Below are 18,787 nucleotides of genomic sequence, written 5' to 3' on the forward strand. Positions count from 1 at the left end.
CTAGACCAGCGAGGCCTCCCAGATGCCGCGCTTCACCAGTTCGCGCGCGACGTCCAGCGTCAGCTGTTCGACCGCGCGGCAGGCCCGCGTGGCCACGCGCGCGGGGTTGGTCACAAGGTAGACGGGGCGCATCATCTTGGGGGCCACGATGGGCGCGCGCAACAGTTCGCCCCGGCGCACATAATCCTGCGCGGCAACGGGGGCAAAGATGGTGTAGCCGGACCCGCGCGCCACCAGCTCCTTGATCTGCGTCATCGCGTCCATTTCGACCACGACCTTCAGCTTGATGCCATGCTTGCCGCAGTAGCTCTCGATGGTGTTGCGCAGCCCGTTCGAGGTCAGGATCATGTCGAGCGGTTGCAGGTCCGCCAGCGGCACCGGCGCACCCGGAGGCGTATCCAGCGGCCAGGCGTCGGGGGCGGAATAAAAGAACAGCTCTTCGTCCATCACATGCGTGCCCCGCAACTGCCCCACATCGGTCAGATCGTAGAGAAAGCCGATATCCACGGTGCCATCTTCGATCCAGGTTTTCAGGTAACCGCTCATGGCTTCGGCGGCGCGCAGGCGTACCTCGGGCAGTTCCAGCCGGACGGTTTCGGCCAGCGGCACCGACATCACCATCGAACAGGACGGCGGCATGCCGAACCCGACGCGACCGCGCACAACGCCGCCAAGCTCGCGCATGTCGGCCACGCAGCGATCCAGACTGTCGCAGATCCGCCGGGCGTGTTCGACGAACACATGACCCTCTTGCGTCAGCAGGGTGCCGCGCGGCGAGCGGTCCATCAGCTTGACGCCCAGCTCTTCCTCCATGCGCTGGACATGCTGGGACAGCGACGGTTGCGCCACGCCGATGGTCTGCGCCGCCGCGGAAATCGACGGCGCGTCGGCAATGGCCAGAAAGTACCGCAGCTGGCGGATGTCGATCATCAGCCGAACTCGATCACCTGGCGGATGGCGGTGCCCTGGTCCAGCTGATCCATGGCGCGGTTGATGTCGGCCAGTTTCAGGCGGTGGGTCAGCATCTTTTCCACCGGCAGCTTGCCCTGGGTGTATAGCGAGAACATCCGCGGCAGGTCGCGCTGGGGCACGCAGGACCCGATATAGCTGCCCCGGAGGCTGCGTTCCTCGGCCACCAGTTGCAGCGCGTTCAGCGACATGCGCGCGTCCGGATGGGGCAGGCCGGCGGTGACGGTGGTGCCGCCCCGGCAGGTGCAGCCCCAGGCGGTTTCCAGCGCGCGAGTGGAACCGGCCAGCTCGATCGCGAAATCGACGCCGCCGCCCGTGGCTTCGCGCACCGCATCGACGGTGTCGCCATCGGCCTTGATCGTGCGGGTGGCGCCCATGCTCATGGCGGTTTCCATCTTGGTCTCGAACGGGTCGATGGCGATGATTTCGCCCGCGCCGGCCGCCGCCGCCCCCAGGATCGCCGACAGCCCGACCCCGCCAAGCCCGATCACCGCGACCTTGGAGCCCGGCATCACCCGCGCCGTGTTGAACACCGCGCCCGCCCCGGTCAGCATGGCGCAACTGAACAAGGCCGAAATATGGGGCGGGACGTCGGCGTCGACCTTGACCAGCGACTGGCGCGCCAGCACCGCATGGCTGGCAAAGGCCGAAACGCCAACGTGGTGATGCACCGGCGCGCCATCCATCGACAGGCGGCGGTGGCCGGTCATCAACTCTCCGACGCCGTGGTGTTTGGCGGCGCGGGTGCACAGGGCGGGGCGGCCTTCGGCGCAGGGCAGGCAGGTGCCGCAGCCGGGGGCAAAGATGCACACGACGTGGTCGCCGGGGGCCAGATCGTCGATGCCGTCGCCGACCTGTTCCACAAATCCCGACGCCTCGTGGCCCAGCACCATGGGCACCGGGCGCGGGCGGGTGCCGTTGATGACCGACAGGTCGGAATGGCACACCCCGGCGGCGGCGACGCGGATCAACACTTCGCCGGGGCCGGGCGCGTCCAGCGATACCTCGCGCACGGTCAGCGCGGCGGCGGCTTCGAAATCGCGCTCTATTCCTCCGCGCGTCAGCACGGCTGCTTCAATCTTCATCACGGTCTCCTCCCAAAGGCAAAAGCGGTGTCTGTGGCGTGCAGGCTAAGGCATCGGGCGGCGCCCGAAACACCTTTCCTTGGGGGTATATCACAAACCTATGGCTGGAATTGCACCTGAATATTGGCGGCTGGCGGCGCTCTGCCCCTAGGCTTGCCCATCACTCGAGCTCTGGGAGGAAGCGATGAGGACTTACTTACATGACAACTGGGCCGCCCGTGCCTGTGCCGCGACGCTGGGGGCGGCGGTGTTCGCGCTGTCTTTGGGGGCGGCATCCGCGCAGGACAGCGCCAAGCCGGACAGCGCCGAACCAGACTGGGCAGAATCCCAGTGGGGCGCCAACGATGAACTGGGCGCCGCCAACCACATGACCCCCGACCGGGTCAAGCTGGCGGCCGAGCTTGTGACCGAAGGCAAGGTCTACAGCCTTGGCATGATCGTGGGGTCCGACACCCCCGCGTTTCCGCCGCGCAGCCTGTCGGTGACCATTCTGCAACCCAGCCAGAACGGAAATTCCGGCCTTGGTGCGAACAAATTTACTTATAATGACGATATTTTCATGGGCTGGCTTGGCATCGGCCCGCAGATCGACGGGCTGGGCCATGCGGGCGTGGATCACGTTTATTACGGCGGGCGGCACTATGACGATTTCGCGCCCGCGTCGGGGCTGACCGAACTGGGGCTGGACAAGCTGCCGGGCCTTGTCGGGCGCGGCGTGATGCTGGACATGGCGGCTTATTACGGCGTCGACATGGTCCAGGAGGGCACCCCCTATACCGAAGAAGACATTCGCGGCGCCGCCGAGGCGCAGGGGGTCGAGCTGCGCGAGGGCGACGTGGTGCTGTTCAATTCCAACTGGATGGATCTGCTGGATGGCGATGCGCCTGACCCGGAGCGATTCGGTGCGCAAGAGCCAGGTGTCGGCGTCAGCGGTGCCGAATACCTGACCGAGCTGGGCGTGATGGCGGTGGGCGCAGACACCTGGGGCATGGAGGTGGTTCCCGCGGAAACCGAAGGCGACGCCTTCCGCGTGCATCAGATCCTGCAACCGGAACACGGCATTTATATCCTTGAAAACATGGATACGCGGGCGCTGGCCGACGATGGGGTGCACGAGTTCCTGTTCGTGCTGGGACAGGCGCGCATCAAGGGCGCGGTGCAGATGATCATCAATCCGATCGCGATCCGCTGATATAACGAGGGAAGAGACTGACATGAAAAACCTGCTGACAAGCTCGGCGCTGTGCATGGCGCTGCCGATGGCCGCGTGGGCCGCCGACAAGCCGGAAACGCTGAAAATCGGCATGACCACGTTCCTGACCGGCTCCGCGTCGGTGTTCGGGGTGCCCGCACGCGATGCGATGGATATCTTTGTCGAAAACCGCAACGCCGAGGGTGGCATCAACGGCGTGCCGATCGAAGTGACCTATATCGACGAAGGCGCGGGCGCCGAGGCGCTGACCTCGGAATTTCGCCGCATGGCCGACAGCGGCGGCGCCGAGGTGATGCTGGCTGCGATCTCGTCGGGCAACTGCCAGACGCTGGCGCCGCTGGCCGAGGATCTCAAGGTGCCCAACCTGATGTGGGATTGCGGCACCCAGCGGATTTTTGAAGAGGCGGATTACGAATATGTCTTCCGCCCGCAGGGCAACGCCACATCCGAAATGCTGGCTGCGGTGGCTTACCTGTTGAAAACCCACCCCGATTTCGAAACCATCGCGGTGGTTAACCAGGATTACGCCTGGGGCCGCGACAGCTGGGAGATCTTCCACACCGCGCTGGAGGTGATGAAACCCGATGTCGAGGTGGTGGGCGAATTCTTTCCCAAGTTCGGCTCGCCCGACTTTTCCACCGAAATCTCGCGGCTTCAGGCTCTGCGCCCCGATGTGGTGCTGTCGACCTCCTGGGGGGGCGATCTGGATACGTTCGTGCAACAGGCGTTCCAGCGCGGGTTGATGAACACCTCGACCTTCGTTCTGCCCCTGGCCGAAAGCTCGCTTGAGCGGCTGGGCAACGCGCTGCCCGCCGGTCATATCATCGGCGCGCGGGGGGATCATTACTTCCTGCATCCCGAACGCCGCGAGGACGAGGATTTCACCAGCTTCATGGCGCAATACAAGGAAGCCACCGGCGGGATTCCGGTGTATTCCGTGTTCCACGCCAGCCAGGCCTTTGCCGCGCTGACCGCCGCCTATGAAAAGGCCATCGCCGACAACGATGTCGACTGGCCCAGCGAAGAGCAGCTGCTGGCGGCGCTGGACGGGCTGGAATTTCAGGGCCTCGGCCGCAAGCTGCATCTGCGCGAGGATCATCAGGGCGTGGAAAGCCAGCTGATGGGCACCAGCGTGCAGACCGGCGAATACCCGTTCGCGACGCTGGAAAACATCATGATCTTTGACGGCGAAGGCCTGCTGCCCCCGGTGGGCGAGGAATCCACCGCCTGGATCCGCACGCTGGACGCGGGCTTTGTCGACAGCCTGTCGGTCGAAACCTACGAGAACTGACCCGGGGAAACCGACAAGGGGGCGGACCGCGCGCCGGTCCGCCCCGCCGCCCGGTCCGCCCGGTCCGCATGTCCGATCCCGGAAACGTCCGACCTGAAAAGGCCATCTCATGAACCTGACCATCTTCCTGCTCGCGCTGTTTGACGGGATTTCCTATGCGGCGCTGGTGTTCATCGTCGCGCTGGGGCTGACGCTGATCTTCGGGGTGATGCGGATTCTGAACATCGCGCATGGCTCGCTTTATGCCATCGGAGCCTATGCCACGGTGTCGCTGACCGGGTTTTTCCTGGCGCTCGGCTTTGCGCCGGTGTTCGCCTTTCCGCTGATGCTGGTGTCGGCGGTGCTGGTGGGGGTTTTGCTGGGCGGGCCGATCGAATGGCTGCTGCTGCGGCGGATCTATGACAAGCCCGAGGTGCTGCAACTGCTCGTTACCTTTGCGGTGTTCATGATCCTTGAAGACGTGCAGCGCCTGGTCTGGGGCACCCAGCCGTATTTTCAGGCAAGCGCCCTGCAGGCGCTTGGCAATGTCACGGTGTTTGGCGTGACCTATACCGTTTATCAGTTGATCCTGCTGCCCATGGTCGCCATCGGGCTGCTGCTGGGGCTGCGGTTCTTCCTGCGTCACACGGTGATCGGCAAGCTGATCCTGGCCACCACCGAGGACCGAGAGGCCGCGCAATCCATCGGCATCGACGCCGAACGGGTGTTCCTGTTCACCTTTACGGTGGGCGCGGTGCTGGCCGGGCTTGGGGGGGCGCTGGCCTCGCCCACCACATCCATCCTGCCGGGCATGGGGGCGGACATGATCGTGCTGTCCTTTGCCGTGGTCGCCACCGCTGGTCTTGGCCAGATCGGCGGCGCCGCCGTGGCCGCGCTGATGATCGGGCTGGGGCGGTCCTTTGCCGTCTATGTCTGGCCCGAGGTCGCGGTGCTGGTGCCCTATCTCATCATGGTGCTGGTGCTTCTGGTCCGGCCCGAGGGGCTGTTCGGCAGCCCCGTCGCCCGTAAGATCTAAGGACGGGACATGACCGATATTTCACAAAATTCCACATCTTCCCGCGCGTCGCGAAGGCCATCGGCGCGGACACTGCTGACGCTGGCAGGGGTGCTGCTGCTGGTCGCCGTGCCGCTGATTGCGCCGACCATGCAGCTGCTTATCAACCTGGCGCTGGCCAAGGGCATCGCGGTCCTTGGGGTGACGGTGCTGTTGCGGGCGGGGCAGGTGTCGTTCGGCCACGCGCTGTTTTTCGGGATTTCGGCCTATGTGGGCGCGTTTCTGGTGGCGTCGATGCCGGGCGCCGACATGATGCTTGTGCTGGCCTGCGGCGTGCTGGGGGCGCTGGTCGCGGGGCTGTTGGTGGGGCTGTTCGTGGTGCGTTACCGCGGGATTTTCTTTGGAATGCTGAATCTGGCGTTTTCGATGATCTTCTGGTCGATCCTGGAAAAGTTCTATCACATCACCGGCGGGGCCGATGGCATCCGGCTGACGCGCCCCACCGTGCTGGGCCTGGAAATGGAGCGCGGCGGGTTCGAGCTGGTGATCTTTTACCTGTCGATCGCGCTGATGGTGGGTCTTGGCTGGTTCACGCTGCGCTGGTTCGTCTCGCCGGTGGGGCAGGTTTTCCAGACCATCAAGACCAACGAGACCCGGCTGGAATACCTTGGCCTGTCGCCCCGGCGGGTGCTGCTGTCGGGCTACATGCTGTCGGCGGGGCTGTGCGGGGTCGGGGGATCGCTGATGGCGATGACCCAAGGCGTGGTGACGCCGGAATACGTCTGGTGGGTACGCTCGGCGGAAATGGTGTTCATCGCGGTTCTGGGCGGCGCGGGATCGGTGCGCGGCGCGTTTATCGGCGCGCTGGTCTATGAAATCGTGCGAATCTATGCGTCGGCCTATGCCGGGGACATCTGGCAGTTGCTGCTGGGCGGTTTCTTGCTGGTGATCATCCTGTTCGCGCCGGGGGGCATCATGGGCATCGCCGACAGTCTCATTCATCGCAAAGGGACACGCCAATGACCGCTCCGCTTATGGAAACCCGCGACCTGCTCATCAAGTTCGGCGGGGTGACTGCGGCCAACAACGTGTCGATGCAGATCTGGGCGGGGCAGAACCTTGCCATCATCGGGCCGAATGGCGCGGGCAAGACCACCTTTCTGAACATCTGCACCGGCTGGCTGAAACCGCAAAAGGGCAAGGTCCTGCTGGAAGGACACGACATCACACCGCTGCCCCCGCGCAAGATCGTCCGGCGCGGCGTGGCCCGCGCCTTTCAGATCCCGCAGCTGTTCACCGAACATACGGCGCTGGAAAACCTGCTGATTTCCGCCGCCGCCCGCGAAGGCCTGCGCAACCCGCTGCAAAACCTGCACAACATCGCGCAGCGGGACGAGATGATGCACCTGCTGGATCTGGTGCATTGCGCCGACGTGGCCGACCGCGTGGTGGTCGAACTGTCCGAAGGCCAGCGCAAGCTGATCGACATCGCGGTGGCGCTGGCGCTGAAACCGCGCTTGCTGCTGATGGATGAACCGACATCCGGCGTGGCGTCATCGCAAAAACACGAGGTGATGGAGATTCTGGTGGGCGCGCTGGCCGAGGCGGGCGTGACATCGGTGTTTGTCGAACACGACATGGGCATCGTCGCCCGCCACGCCGACGAGGTGGCGGTCTGGAACGCGGGCAACGTGCAATTGCGCGGCACCCCGGACGAGATCCTGGAACATCCCGACGTCATCCGCGACGTCATCGGCGAAGAGGTGGCCTGATGCTGGAATTTCGCAATGTGACCGCGTCGATCGGCATCATCGAGATCCTGCGCGATCTGAATTTCCGCGTCGCGCCGGCGGACACGCTGGCGCTGATCGGGCGCAATGGCGCGGGCAAGACCACGCTGTTGCGCACCATCATGGGGTTCACCCGGCTGCGCGGCGAGATCCTGTTCGACGGCAAGCCGCTTGGCCCGGTGAAACCGCCGCGCCGCCCCGGCCTTGGCATCGGCTATTCGCCCGAAGACCGGCGGCTGTTCTCGGCCTTCACGGTCGAGGAGAACATCCTGCTGCCCGCCGATGCCGCCCGGCTGGGCGCGGCGGAAACCCGGCGGCGGCTGGACAAGGTGTATGACATCCTGCCCGAACTGCGCGAAATGGCGGGCCGCCCGGCGGGCAATGTTTCGGGCGGGCAGGGCAAGATGGTCGCCCTGGCGCGCGCGCTGATGCTGGGCACGAAGCTGGTGATGCTGGACGAGCCGTTCCAGGGTCTCGCACCGGCCCTGGCGCTGCGCTATGCCGACGCGCTGCGCGCCCTGCGCGACAGCGACCGCAGCATCACGCTCATCATCACCGAATCCAACCCCTCGCTGCTGCGCGGCTTCGCCAGCCGTACCCTGGTCATCGAGCGCGGCGAGATTGCCGAAGGGTCCCTGGACCCCGAAAGGAAAACCGCATGAAAGATTTCCCCGTAAGCGCGCGCAGCCTTGTGCTGCCGCAACCGCTGAACCTGATCGGCAATGCCCATCTGCCCGCGGCCTCGGGGGCGGAAATGGACGTGCTGTCGCCGCTCGACGGGCTGCCCTTTACCACCATCGCCGACAGCGGCGCCGATGATGTGGACGCCGCCGTGACCGCCGCGCGCGCCGCGTTCGATGGCGGCGACTGGAGCCGCCTTTCCGCTGCCGAACGCGGCCGCCTGATGCTGAAGCTGTCGGCGCTGATCCTGGAACACGCCGAGAACCTGGCGCAGCTTGAAACCGCCGACAACGGCAAGCCCATCGTGCAGGCCCGCGCCGACATGCAGGTCACCGCGCGCTATTTCGAATTCTACGGCGGCGCCGCCGACAAGGTGCATGGCGAGATCATCCCCTTTCAGCCCGGCTACAACGTCGAGGTGCAGCGCGAACCCCACGGCGTCACCGGTCACATCATCCCGTGGAACTACCCCGCGCAGATGTTCGGCCGGTCGGTCGCGCCGGCGCTGGCGATGGGCAATGCCACCGTGCTCAAACCCGCCGAAGACGCCTGCCTGACGGCCCTGCGCATTGGCGAATTGTCGGTGCAGGCGGGCTTTCCCCCCGGCGCGCTCAACATCGTCACCGGGCGCGGCGACGTGGCGGGCAAGGCGCTGAGCGAACATCGCGGCATCGACTTCATCTCGTTTACCGGCTCGCCCGAGGTGGGCGTGATGATCCAGACCGCGGCGGCGCGCAATTTCATCGGCTGTACGCTGGAACTGGGCGGCAAGTCGCCGCAGATCCTGTTCGAGGACGCCGATCTCGACGCGGCGATCCCGGTGGTCGTCAAGGCGCTGATCCAGAACGGCGGGCAGACCTGTTCGGCGGGCACCCGCGCGCTTGTGCATCGCAGTCTGTGGGACGGGGTGGTGGCAAGGCTCAAGACCGCGTTCGAGGGCATCGAGGCCAGCGCATCCGATGAATCGGCGGTGCTTGGCCCGCTGATCTCTGAAAAGCAGAAACGCCGGGTCGAGGGCTATATCGACTCTGCCGACGCGCCGCTGATCGCGCGCGGCGGCATCGCGGATGACGCGCCAAAGGGCGGGTTCTATGTCGCCCCGGCGATCTTTGGCCCCTGCGCCCCCGAGGCCCGTATCGCCCAGGAAGAAGTGTTCGGCCCGGTGCTGGCGATGATCCCCTTCGATACCGAAGCCGAGGCGATCGCCATCGCCAACGGCACCGACTACGGACTTGTCGCCGCCATCTGGACCCGCGACGGCGCGCGCCAGCAGCGCGTGGCCAAGGCCCTGCGCTGCGGGCAGGTGTTCATCAACGGATACGGCGCGGGGGGCGGCGTGGAACTGCCGTTTGGCGGCATCCGGAAATCCGGCCACGGGCGGGAAAAGGGCTTTGCCGCGCTGCTGGAGTTTTCCCACATCAAGACGGTCGTGAACAACCACGGCTGACCGACCCTGACCGACCGGGTTTGCCTCGGCGCCCCAGGGTTCGGGCCCAAAAACATGCAACGGAGACACGACATGCGATTGCAAGGCAAGACGACTCTTATCACCGGCGCCGCATCCGGCTTTGGCAAGGGCATCGCTGAAACCTATATCCGCGAAGGCGCCAAAGTGGCGGTGGTCGATCTGAACGCCGAAGGCGCGCGCGCGGTCGCCGCCGAGCTTGGCGAAAACGCCATTGCCATCGCCTGCGACGTGTCACAGACCGACGATGTCGCCGCCGCCGTGGCCCAGACCACCGACGCCTTCGGCAGCCTTGATATCGTGGTCAACAACGCCGGATGGACCAACCCCAACCGCCCGCTGATGGACACGGACGAAGCGACGTTCCGCAAGATCTATGACATCAACGTGCTGTCGATCTTTCACATGACCAAGGTCTGCGTGCCGCTGTGGCGCGCGCAGGGCAGCGGCGTGATGCTGAACATCGGCTCTGTCGCTGGCATCCGTCCACGCCCCGGCCTCACCTGGTACAATTCGTCCAAGGGCGCGGTCAACATCATGACCAAATCGCTTGCGGTGGAACTGGCCCCCGACAATATCCGCGTCTGCGGCATCGCGCCGGTGATGGGCGTGACCGGCCTGCTGGAACAGTTCATGGGTGCGCCCGACACGCCGGAAAACCGCCAGAAATTCCTCGCGACCATCCCCATGGGCCGGCTGTCCGAACCGCGCGATGTCGCCAATGCGGCGCTGTATCTGGGATCGGATGACGCGGATTTCATCACCGGGGTGATCCTTGAGGTCGATGGGGGCCGCACCGTCTGATCCCTCCCGCCAGCAGGAGCAACATCGCCATGCCGACCCGCGAAATTCTGGATGCAACCCATCAGGCGACCGGGCAGGGCAGCGCGCCCGAAGCCAGCATCGGCACCGCCACGATCCTGGACATCCTGGCCCGCGAAGAGGTGCGCCGGGTGATCGACATCGGCTGCGGGCGCGGCGATCTGGCGGCGGCGCTGGTGCGGCGGGGCTATGCGGTGACCGGCGTCGATCCGTCGCAAGAGGCGCTGAACTTCGCGCGCGCGCGCGCGCCGGGGGCCGAATTTCTGCTGGCGGGGGCAGACGCCATCCCCGGCCGCACCGGCAGCTACGGCGCGGCGATCTTCATGAATTCGCTGCACCACATTCCCGCGGCGATCATGGGCGCGGGTTTGCAAGAGGCCATGCGCCTGCTGCGTCCGGATGGCGTACTGGTGGTCGTCGAACCCCTGGCCGCGGGCAGTTTCTTTGACGCCATGCGCCGGGTCGATGACGAAACGGCGGTGCGGGCACAGGCGCTTGACGCGCTCGAAGCGTTCGCGGCGGCGCAGCCTTGCGAGGTGGTGCAGGACAGCCGGTTCGACCGCGTGAGCCGGTTCGCCTCGGTCGAGGCGTTCCTGACCTATCTTTGCGCGGCGGATCCGGCGCGGCGGCGCGCCATAGATGCCGATCCGGACGCGGTGACGCGCGATTTCCTGCGATGTGCCCACAGGGCGGCCAGCGATGCCCCCTATGTGTTGACCCAGCCCCATATGGTGCGCGTGTTGCGCAACGCCGCGCCCTAGCTGCCGTCGCGCTGCGCCAGGATCATCCGCGCGCGCTGGCGCACTGGCGCATCGACCATGGCACCGTCCACCGCCACCGCCCCATCGCCCGAGGCCAGCACCCGGGCGGCCCAGTCCAGTTCGGCGCCGGTCGGCGCGAAGCCGCGGCGCACCGGGGCCACCTGACGCGGGTGGATGCACAGCTTGCCCGTCATGCCAAGGCTGCGGGCGTGGCGGGTGTCGTCTTCGGTGATGGCCAGATCCGTCAGATCGGTGGTCACCCCGTCAAGCGGCGCCGCCAGGCCCGCCAGCCGCGCGGCCAGCACCAGTTCCAGCCGCACCGAGCGCAGGGTGTCGCGGTCGTGGTCGCATCCCAGATCGGCGCAAAAGTCGATGGAGCCAAAGGCCAGCCGCGTCACCGCCCGCTGGGCGGCGATATCCCGCGCGCGGGACAGCCCCCGCGCGGTTTCGATCAACGCCAGAATGGCGTGACCCGTGCGCGCGGCGATGGTGGCGATCCGGGCCGGGTCTTCGGCCTTGGGCAGCATGACCGCGGCGCAGCGGAGCGCTGTGACCGCATCCAGATCGGCATCGTGCCAGGGTGTTCCGGCGGGGTTGATCCGCACGATCACCGGCAGTTCGGTGAAATCGCAGCTCAGCGCGGCGCGCGCGGCCTCCTTGGCGCCGGGATCGACCGCGTCTTCCAGATCAAGGATCACCGCGCAGGCCCCGCTGGCCGCGGCCTTGGCAAAGCGGTCGGGGCGGTTGGCGGGCACGAACAGCGGCGCGCGCAGGGCGGTCAGGTCTACCATGAGGCCGAGGCCTGCATGGCAACGGGTCCGCCAGGGCGCATCGTCCACAGCTCCATCCCCTCGGCCGTGTCGCGGGCGTTCAGCACCATATCGGCGGTGTCAAACAGCGGCGACAGGCTGCGAAAGCGAAACCGCGCCGGGGGCGCGCCCCGCAGATCGGCGGCGTAATGCACCAGAAGCGTCGCCTGCAGCGGGCCGTGAACGATCAGGCCGGGGTAGCCTTCGACATCGGTGGCATAGCTGCGATCGTAATGAATGCGGTGGCCGTTGAAGGTCAGCGCGGAATAGCGGAACAGCAGCGGCGGATCGGCGGCGATGGACTTGTGATGCGCGCCCGGCTCGGCGGGCGCGGGGGCGGACGCAGGGCCGTCGCCCGCCGCCCCCCGGTACACGATGTCCTGGCGTTCGGTGATGGCCAGCCCGTCGGGGTCGGAAATCAGATGATCGACGGTGACAAAGCACAGCGCCCCGCTGCGGCCCTGTTTCAGCACCACGTCGCGGATGGTCGACTGCCGCGTAACCCGACCGCCGACGCGCAGCGGGCGGTGGAAATCGAACTGCCCGCCCGCCCACATGCGCCGGGGCAGAGGCACCGGCGGCAGGAACCCGCCCCGTGCCGGGTGCCCGTCCGGGCCAAGCTCGGCCGCCGGCACCGCCGGTTGCGTCAGGCACAGATGGATCAACAGCGGCGCCGCGGTGTCCGGCTGCCCCAGCGTCGCGCCATAGCGCGCGATCAGCGCCGGGGTCAGGTCTTCGGTTGCGGTTTCGCTGCGGCCGATCCAGCCGCGCAGGGTGTCGATGTCCATGGTCATTTTCCTGTCAGGGCGTGGGCACGGGGCAAGGCGGGCACCGGGCCATAGCTGCGGCGCGCGCCCGTCACGCGCGGCGCGGGCGCCGGGCACGACACCGGTCCGTTGGGTGTGTCGACGGTGATCCGGCGCAGATGCGGATGCGCCGACAGCCCGGCCATGTCATTGACCGACGCCATCGCCACATCGGCCCGTTCCAGCGCACTGATGGCCTGATCGCGGGTCATGCGGGCAAAGGCCTCGGCGACGATGCGGTCGGTGTCGGCGCGGTTGGCCACCCGCGCCACATTGCTGGCAAAGCGCGGATCGCGGCCCAGATCGGGCTGACCAAGGAAATGATCGCACAACATACGCCATTCCCGGTCGCTCTGGATCGAGATCAGCACAAGCTGGCCGTCCTGCGTTTCAAAGGCACTGTAGGGCGAAATCGACGGGTGCGCCATGCCGACGCGGGCCGGGGTGTTGCCGCCTTCGTGGTTGAGCAGCGGCACGGTCAGCCAGTCCGCCATCACGTCGAACATGGAAATGCTGATCGCCGCGCCCTTGCCGGTGATGCCGCGCGCCAGCAGCGCCTCGAGAATGGCGGCATGGGCGGTGGCCCCGGTCGCCACATCGACGATCGACATGCCGACCCGCGCCGGTTCGCCGGGGCCGCCGGTGATCGAACACAGCCCGGATTCCGCCTGGATCAGCAGGTCATAGGCCTTGCGATCCGCCATCGGCCCGTCATCGCCGTAGCCGGTGATGGAACAGGCGATCAGCCGGGGATAATCGCGCGCCAGCCTTTCCGGCCCGAATCCCAGCCGCCCCAGCGCGCCGTTCTTGAGGTTCTGCACCAGCACGTCGGCATCGCCCAGCAGCCGCGCGAGTTCCGCCTTGCCCTCATCGCTGCGCAGATCCAGCGCAACCGAGGTCTTGCCGCGATTGAGCCAGACGAAATAGCTTGACTGCCCCGCCGCGACGGCATCGTAGCCGCGGGCGAAATCGCCCTCGGGGCGTTCGATCTTGATCACCTCGGCGCCGGCATCGGCCAGGCGGCAGGTGGCGAAGGGGGCCGCGACCGCCTGTTCGACGGCAACGACCCGCAAACCTTCGAGAGGGCGCATCAAAAGCTCCGGGGCAGGCCAAGCACATGCTCGGCGACATAGGACAGGATCAGGTTGGTCGAGATCGGCGCAACCTGATACAGTCGGGTTTCGCGGAACTTGCGTTCGACATCGTATTCGCTGGCAAAGCCGAACCCGCCATGGAACTGGATGCAGGCGTTCGCCGCCTCCCAGCTGGCCTTGGCGGCGAGGTATTTGGCCATGTTTGCCTCGGCGCCGCAGGGCTGGCCGGCGTCGAACAGCGCACAGGCCCTGTCGCGCATCAGGGTGGCGGCCTCGATTTCGATATGGCTTTCGGCGATGGGGAACTGCACGCCCTGATTCTGCCCGATGGGGCGACCGAACACAATGCGTTCATTGACATATTTCGATACCCTGTCGATGAACCAGCGCCCGTCTCCGATACATTCCGCCGCGATCAGCGTGCGTTCGGCGTTCAGCCCCGTCAGGATGTATTTGAACCCTTTGCCTTCTTCCCCGATCAGGTTTTCCACCGGAATTTCCAGGTTGTCGAAAAACAGCTCGTTGGTTTCGTGGTTCACCATGTTGGGGATCGGGCGTATCGTCATGCCGGTTTTCATCGCCTCGGCAATATCGACCAGAAAGATTGACAGCCCGTCGGATTTCTTTTTGACGTCGCTCAGCGGCGTGGTGCGGGCCAGCAGGATCATCAGGTCGGAATGCTGCACCCGGCTGATCCACACCTTCTGGCCGTTGATGACATAGCGGTCGCCCTTGCGCACGGCGGTGGTGCGCAGCTGGGTGGTGTCGGTGCCGGTCGTGGGTTCGGTCACGCCCATGGATTGCAGGCGCAATTCCCCCGAGGCGAGCCTGGGCAGGATGCGCCTGCGCTGTTCTTCGGAGCCGTGGCGCACGAGGGTGTTCATGTTGTACATCTGGCCATGGCAGGCGCCCGAGTTGCCGCCCGACCGGTTGATTTCCTCCATGATGACGCAGGCTTCGGCCAGGCCAAGGCCGGACCCGCCGTACGCCTCGGGGATCAGCGCGGCCATCCAGCCGGCGCGGGTCAGCGCGGTGACGAAATCTTCGGGATAGGCGCGGTCGGCGTCGACCTTGCGGTGGTATTCATCGGGAAACTGCGCGCACAGGGCGCGCACCGCATCGCGGATGTCCTGAAATGTTTCGTCGGCCTGCTGAAGCAAGGCGTCCTCCTGTTGTCCTGTCCGCGCGGCGGCGGTGATGCGGTCAGCTTGCCGCACTTGGGCGGGGTGGGGGAAAGACGGGTTTGTCATGGGGGCCATAAGGCTTGTCTATGCCCCCCGATGGCCGGTCAGGGACCGCGCCGCCACCGCGCCGGGCCAAGCCGGTGGATCGACTGCCCGGCCCCGTCCACCGCCACCGTCACCGGCATGTCGCGGATATGGAATTCGCGCACCGCCTCCATGCCAAGGTCTTCGAATGCCACCATCCGCGCGCTCTGGATGGCGCGCGACACCAGCACCGCCGCGCCCCCCACCGCGATCAGATAGGTCGCCCCGGCGGCGGCGATGCGGTCCACCGTTCCGGGGCCGCGTTCGGCCTTGCCGATCATCGACAAAAGCCCCTGATCCAGCATCATCTGCGTATAGCCATCCATCCGGCTGGCGGTGGTCGGCCCGGCGGGGCCAACCGCCTCGTCCCCGACCGGATCGACCGGGCCGACATAGTAGATCACCCGGCCTTGCAGCGAAAACGGCAGCGGCTCGCCGCGCGCCAGGATCTCGGCGATGCGGCGATGGGCGGCGTCGCGCCCGGTCAGGATGCGCCCGCTCAACAGCAGGGTTTCGCCGGCGCGCCAGCCGGTCATATCCGCCCGTGTCAATGTGTCGACATCGACCCGGCGCAGCGCCGCATCCGGCGCCGCGTCGATCACCGGCCACAGATCCAGATCGGGGGGATCAAGGTACACCGGCCCCGCCCCCGTCAGGGTCACCTTCGCGTGGCGGTTGGCGGCGCATTGCGGCATCAGGGCGACGGGTTTCGACGCGGCATGTGTGGGGTAGCTTGACACCTTCACATCCACCACCGTGGTCTGCCCGCCCAGCCCCTGCGCGCCGATGCCCAGATCGTTGATGCGCTGGTACAGCTCGATGCGCAGGTCTTCCTCGGGCGATTGCGGCCCGCGATCCAGCAGGTGGTGCATGTCGATTTCATCCATCAGCGCGCGCTTGGCCAGCAGCATCGCCATTTCCGCGCTGCCCCCCACCCCGACCGAGATCACCCCCGGCGGGCACCACCCCGCCCCCAGCCCCGCAACGGTGTCGACCACCCAGTCGGCCACTGGCGCCGCAGGGGTCAGCATGGCGTAGCGCGCCTTGTTTTCCGACCCGCCGCCCTTGGCCGCGACCATCAGTTCCAGTCCGGCGCCGGCCACGCTTTGCACATGGGTCACGGCGGGGGTGTTGTCGCGGGTGTTGCGCCGGGCAAAGATCGGATCGGCCACTATCGAGGCGCGCAGCGGGTTGCCCGCATCCAGATACGCAAGGCGCACGCCGTCGTTGATACACTCCTCAAGCGTGCGCGAGCCGGAAATGGTCGCCATCTGCCCCAGCCGGGCAAACACGGTCACCATGCCGGTGTCCTGACACACGGGGCGATGTCCGATCGCGGCCATCCGGGCGCTTTGCAGGATCTGGCCCATCGCGTCCCGCGCGGCGGGGCTTTGTTCGCGCCGGTAGGCCTCGGCCAGACGCCCGAGGTAGTCGGGCGCGTGATAGACCGCGATATATTGCAGGACCGCCCGGATTGTTTCGGTGATGTCTTCGCCTTTGATGATGCTCATGCGCGTGTCCTCTCCGCCGCAGAATGCGTCAAGACGGCGCCCTTGGCGACCCTCGCGGCCAGACGCGAAACCAATCGCCGATCTGCCATGCGCCAATACCCGCCGCCGCGCCGGTGTCGCGCGGGCTGACCATGCGGCCGCCGCAGAGGCTGCGGGCGCTGGACGAAGCGGCGGCGGGGCTGATACACACAATATGACGCGGCTCCATGATGCGACTGTGCACCGCGCCGGTGATGGAACATGACAGGGACAGGATGATGGGCAGATCGGACCGTATGCCTGGGGCGGACCCGCTCCGCGCCCCCGCCGCCCGCCCAGCCGCCCGCCCAGCCAAACGCCCGGATCAAACGGAGTCCACGCAATGACCCTCGACCTGGTGATCCGGCAGGCAAGGTTGCACGACGGGGCGACCCCGGTGGACATCGGCATCAAGGACGGGCGCATCGCGGGCCTCGCGCAGGGGCTGGTCACCGACGCCCCGCAGTTGACCGCGGGCGGAGGGCTGGTCATCCGGGGTTTTGCCGACAGCCACCTGCATCTGGACAAGGCCTGCCTTCTGGATCGTGCCCGAAACCCGGCAGGCACCCTGACCGGTGCGCTGGAGGCGGTCAGCGCCGCCAAGCGCGATTTCACCGCCGCCGATATCCACGCGCGCGGCGCGCGGGTGCTGGACAAGGCCATCGGGCAGGGCACCACGCTGATCCGCACGCAGGTGGAAATCGACCCGGTGATCGGGCTGGCCGGCTTCGACGCGGTGCGCCGATTGCGCCGCGATTACGCATGGGCGCTGGATCTGCAGATCTGCGTCTTTCCGCAAGACGGCCTGCTGAACCATCCCGGCACCGAAGAGCTGCTGCGCGCCGCGCTGGCGCAAGGCGCCGATCTGCTGGGCGGCTGCCCCTATACCGATACCGACCCCGTCGGGCACATCGCCCGCGTCTTTGCCATGGCGCGGGACTTCGACGTCGATCTGGATTTCCATCTGGATTTCGACCTGGACCCAGGCTGGCGCCACCTTGACGAGGTCGCCCGCCAGACCATCGCCCACAACATGCAGGGCCGGGTCGCTGTCGGCCATGTGACGAAACTGTCGATGCTGCGGCCCGACCGACTGGCCGACAGCGTGGCCCTGATGCGCGACGCGGACATCGCGCTGACGGTGCTGCCCGCGACCGATCTGTTCATCGCGGGGCGCGACCACGACCACGCGGTGCCGCGCGGCGTGGCCCCGGCGCATGTGTTCCACGCCGCAGGGGTGTGCTGCACCGTTGCGACGAACAACGTGCTGAACCCGTTCACGCCTTACGGCGATTGCTCGCTGCCGCGCATGGCGAACCTGTTCGCCAACGTGGCGCAGCTGGGCCAGCCCGCCGATCTGGACCGGTGCTTTGCCATGATAAGCGACGATCCGTTCCGGCTGCTGGGGCATGCCGGGGACATCGCTGTCGGCGCGCCCGCCGATCTTGTGCTCTTGCCCTGCGAAAGCCGCGCCGCCACGGTGGCCGCGATCGGCCGCCCCCTGTGGGGGATGCGGTCTGGCCGGCTGACCTTTGACGCGCCCGCGCCACGGCTGCTGGCGCCGCCCGCCCCATCGCGAACATCCGCGTCCTGACAGACCCCGCGCCGGATCGACCCGACTGCCCGCCGGGGCGGCGCGGTGCCATCGACCAACAGGCCGGTCCGTTCGCGGCAACGATCCCTGGTCGCCGCACGGACCGGCCCACCTGAACGAAGCGCGGATCACACCGCACGGCACCACCCGGCCTGTCGGTCAATCCAAGGCCCGCCGCCGCGCCTCGGCTTCATCTTGCCGGATAAACTCCCGCCGGAGGCCGGCCCGACATCGCGACCGGGCGCAAGGCCGGGGTGTCAGTGTGCTACACATAAAACGGATTATCCGTGTATTCTCTGTAAGCGCAAAGTTAAAATGCCCCGCATCTGCAAAGTAGAAGTGTCACTCTTCCCTTTCGGCGAGGAAGGATTGGAGCGTGACCGTGGGATGGGTTTTGATGAGCGAGCGCGAGCTGGATCGGGTTGAGGTTCTTAGTCAGGTGTCCCAGGGCCGCATGACGGCAGTGACGGCAGTGACGGCGGCCAATGTGCTCGGGCTGAGCCGCCGCCAGGTGCACAGGCTGCTGAAACGGTTCGAGTCTGAGGGCGCCGCTTCGATCCGGCACAAGGCACGCGGCCGACCGTCGACCCGCCGGATCGATCCCGGGCTGCGGGAA

18 protein-coding genes are annotated in these 18,787 nt (G+C 66.8%); 11 read left to right on the top strand and 7 right to left on the bottom strand.

Annotated features, from left to right (window positions below; genetic code table 11):
- Complete coding sequence (locus ATI53_RS18245; protein ID WP_009505756.1) at nt 1-930, bottom strand: LysR family transcriptional regulator; 930 nt, start codon at nt 928-930, stop codon at nt 1-3.
- A complete protein-coding gene (locus ATI53_RS18250) occupies nt 930-2,054 on the bottom strand; it encodes a zinc-binding dehydrogenase (RefSeq protein ID WP_009505755.1) in 1,125 nt (374 codons plus the stop codon). The genes ATI53_RS18245 and ATI53_RS18250 overlap by 1 nt, the downstream gene beginning before the upstream one ends.
- 184 nt (nt 2,055-2,238) lie before the next feature.
- Between ATI53_RS18250 and ATI53_RS18255 the strand changes: the two genes are divergently transcribed.
- The 9 genes from ATI53_RS18255 (at nt 2,239) to ATI53_RS18295 (ending at nt 11,071) form a co-directional block, all read left to right on the top strand.
- Nucleotides 2,239-3,246, top strand: a complete 1,008-nt coding sequence (locus ATI53_RS18255; RefSeq protein WP_009505754.1) for a cyclase family protein — start codon at nt 2,239-2,241, stop codon at nt 3,244-3,246.
- A 22-nt stretch (nt 3,247-3,268) separates the two neighbouring features.
- Entirely contained in the window at nt 3,269-4,558 is a 1,290-nt protein-coding gene (locus ATI53_RS18260) for an ABC transporter substrate-binding protein (protein WP_111551048.1), read from the top strand.
- A gap of 109 nt (nt 4,559-4,667) precedes the next feature.
- On the top strand, nt 4,668-5,573 hold the full coding sequence (locus ATI53_RS18265) for a branched-chain amino acid ABC transporter permease (protein WP_009505752.1): 906 nt from the start codon (nt 4,668-4,670) through the stop codon (nt 5,571-5,573).
- Between the two features lie 9 nt (nt 5,574-5,582).
- Complete coding sequence (locus ATI53_RS18270; RefSeq protein ID WP_009505751.1) at nt 5,583-6,575, top strand: branched-chain amino acid ABC transporter permease; 993 nt, start codon at nt 5,583-5,585, stop codon at nt 6,573-6,575.
- Nucleotides 6,572-7,324, top strand: a complete 753-nt coding sequence (locus ATI53_RS18275; protein WP_009505750.1) for an ABC transporter ATP-binding protein — start codon at nt 6,572-6,574, stop codon at nt 7,322-7,324. The genes ATI53_RS18270 and ATI53_RS18275 overlap by 4 nt, the downstream gene beginning before the upstream one ends.
- Nucleotides 7,324-8,004 carry an ABC transporter ATP-binding protein gene (locus tag ATI53_RS18280; RefSeq protein ID WP_009505749.1) on the top strand — a complete coding sequence of 227 codons (681 nt, stop codon included), beginning with the start codon at nt 7,324-7,326 and terminating at the stop codon, nt 8,002-8,004. Before ATI53_RS18275 ends, ATI53_RS18280 begins: the two co-directional genes overlap by 1 nt.
- Nucleotides 8,001-9,470, top strand: coding sequence for an aldehyde dehydrogenase family protein (locus tag ATI53_RS18285; RefSeq protein ID WP_009505748.1), 1,470 nt, complete (start codon nt 8,001-8,003; stop codon nt 9,468-9,470). Before ATI53_RS18280 ends, ATI53_RS18285 begins: the two co-directional genes overlap by 4 nt.
- 72 nt (nt 9,471-9,542) lie before the next feature.
- Nucleotides 9,543-10,292 (top strand): SDR family oxidoreductase, encoded by a 750-nt coding sequence (locus ATI53_RS18290; RefSeq protein WP_111551049.1) that lies wholly within the window; start codon nt 9,543-9,545, stop codon nt 10,290-10,292.
- Between the two features lie 29 nt (nt 10,293-10,321).
- The gene (locus ATI53_RS18295; RefSeq protein WP_111551050.1) at nt 10,322-11,071 is read left to right on the top strand and encodes a class I SAM-dependent methyltransferase; all 750 of its coding nucleotides are present in this window, start codon (nt 10,322-10,324) and stop codon (nt 11,069-11,071) included.
- On the opposite strand, the gene ATI53_RS18300 is transcribed toward ATI53_RS18295, so the two are convergent.
- From ATI53_RS18300 to ATI53_RS18320, 5 genes are all read right to left on the bottom strand, one after another.
- A complete protein-coding gene (locus ATI53_RS18300) occupies nt 11,068-11,862 on the bottom strand; it encodes an HpcH/HpaI aldolase/citrate lyase family protein (RefSeq protein ID WP_009505745.1) in 795 nt (264 codons plus the stop codon). The two genes, ATI53_RS18295 and ATI53_RS18300, sit on opposite strands and share 4 nt — an antisense overlap.
- Nucleotides 11,856-12,668, bottom strand: a complete 813-nt coding sequence (locus tag ATI53_RS18305; RefSeq protein WP_223866037.1) for an HTD2 family dehydratase — start codon at nt 12,666-12,668, stop codon at nt 11,856-11,858. The genes ATI53_RS18300 and ATI53_RS18305 overlap by 7 nt, the downstream gene beginning before the upstream one ends.
- A gap of 2 nt (nt 12,669-12,670) precedes the next feature.
- Complete coding sequence (locus ATI53_RS18310) at nt 12,671-13,777, bottom strand: CaiB/BaiF CoA transferase family protein (protein ID WP_111551052.1); 1,107 nt, start codon at nt 13,775-13,777, stop codon at nt 12,671-12,673.
- A complete protein-coding gene (locus tag ATI53_RS18315) occupies nt 13,777-14,940 on the bottom strand; it encodes an acyl-CoA dehydrogenase family protein (RefSeq protein ID WP_009505742.1) in 1,164 nt (387 codons plus the stop codon). The genes ATI53_RS18310 and ATI53_RS18315 overlap by 1 nt, the downstream gene beginning before the upstream one ends.
- 128 nt (nt 14,941-15,068) lie before the next feature.
- Entirely contained in the window at nt 15,069-16,559 is a 1,491-nt protein-coding gene (locus ATI53_RS18320; protein WP_111551053.1) for a fumarate hydratase, read from the bottom strand.
- Nucleotides 16,560-16,920: 361 nt separating this feature from the next.
- Here ATI53_RS18320 and ATI53_RS18325 point away from each other — a divergent pair, with 361 nt between their 5' ends.
- Together ATI53_RS18325 and ATI53_RS18330 are read left to right on the top strand one after the other, a co-directional pair.
- A complete protein-coding gene (locus tag ATI53_RS18325) occupies nt 16,921-18,171 on the top strand; it encodes an amidohydrolase family protein (protein WP_111551054.1) in 1,251 nt (416 codons plus the stop codon).
- 397 nt (nt 18,172-18,568) lie between these two features.
- Nucleotides 18,569-18,787: helix-turn-helix domain-containing protein (locus tag ATI53_RS18330; RefSeq protein WP_146609958.1), on the top strand; the 219-nt coding region annotated here is incomplete at its 3' end.

The sequence above is a fragment of the Salipiger aestuarii genome, assembly GCF_003259905.1.
Taxonomy (GTDB): Bacteria; Pseudomonadota; Alphaproteobacteria; order Rhodobacterales; family Rhodobacteraceae; genus Salipiger; species Salipiger aestuarii.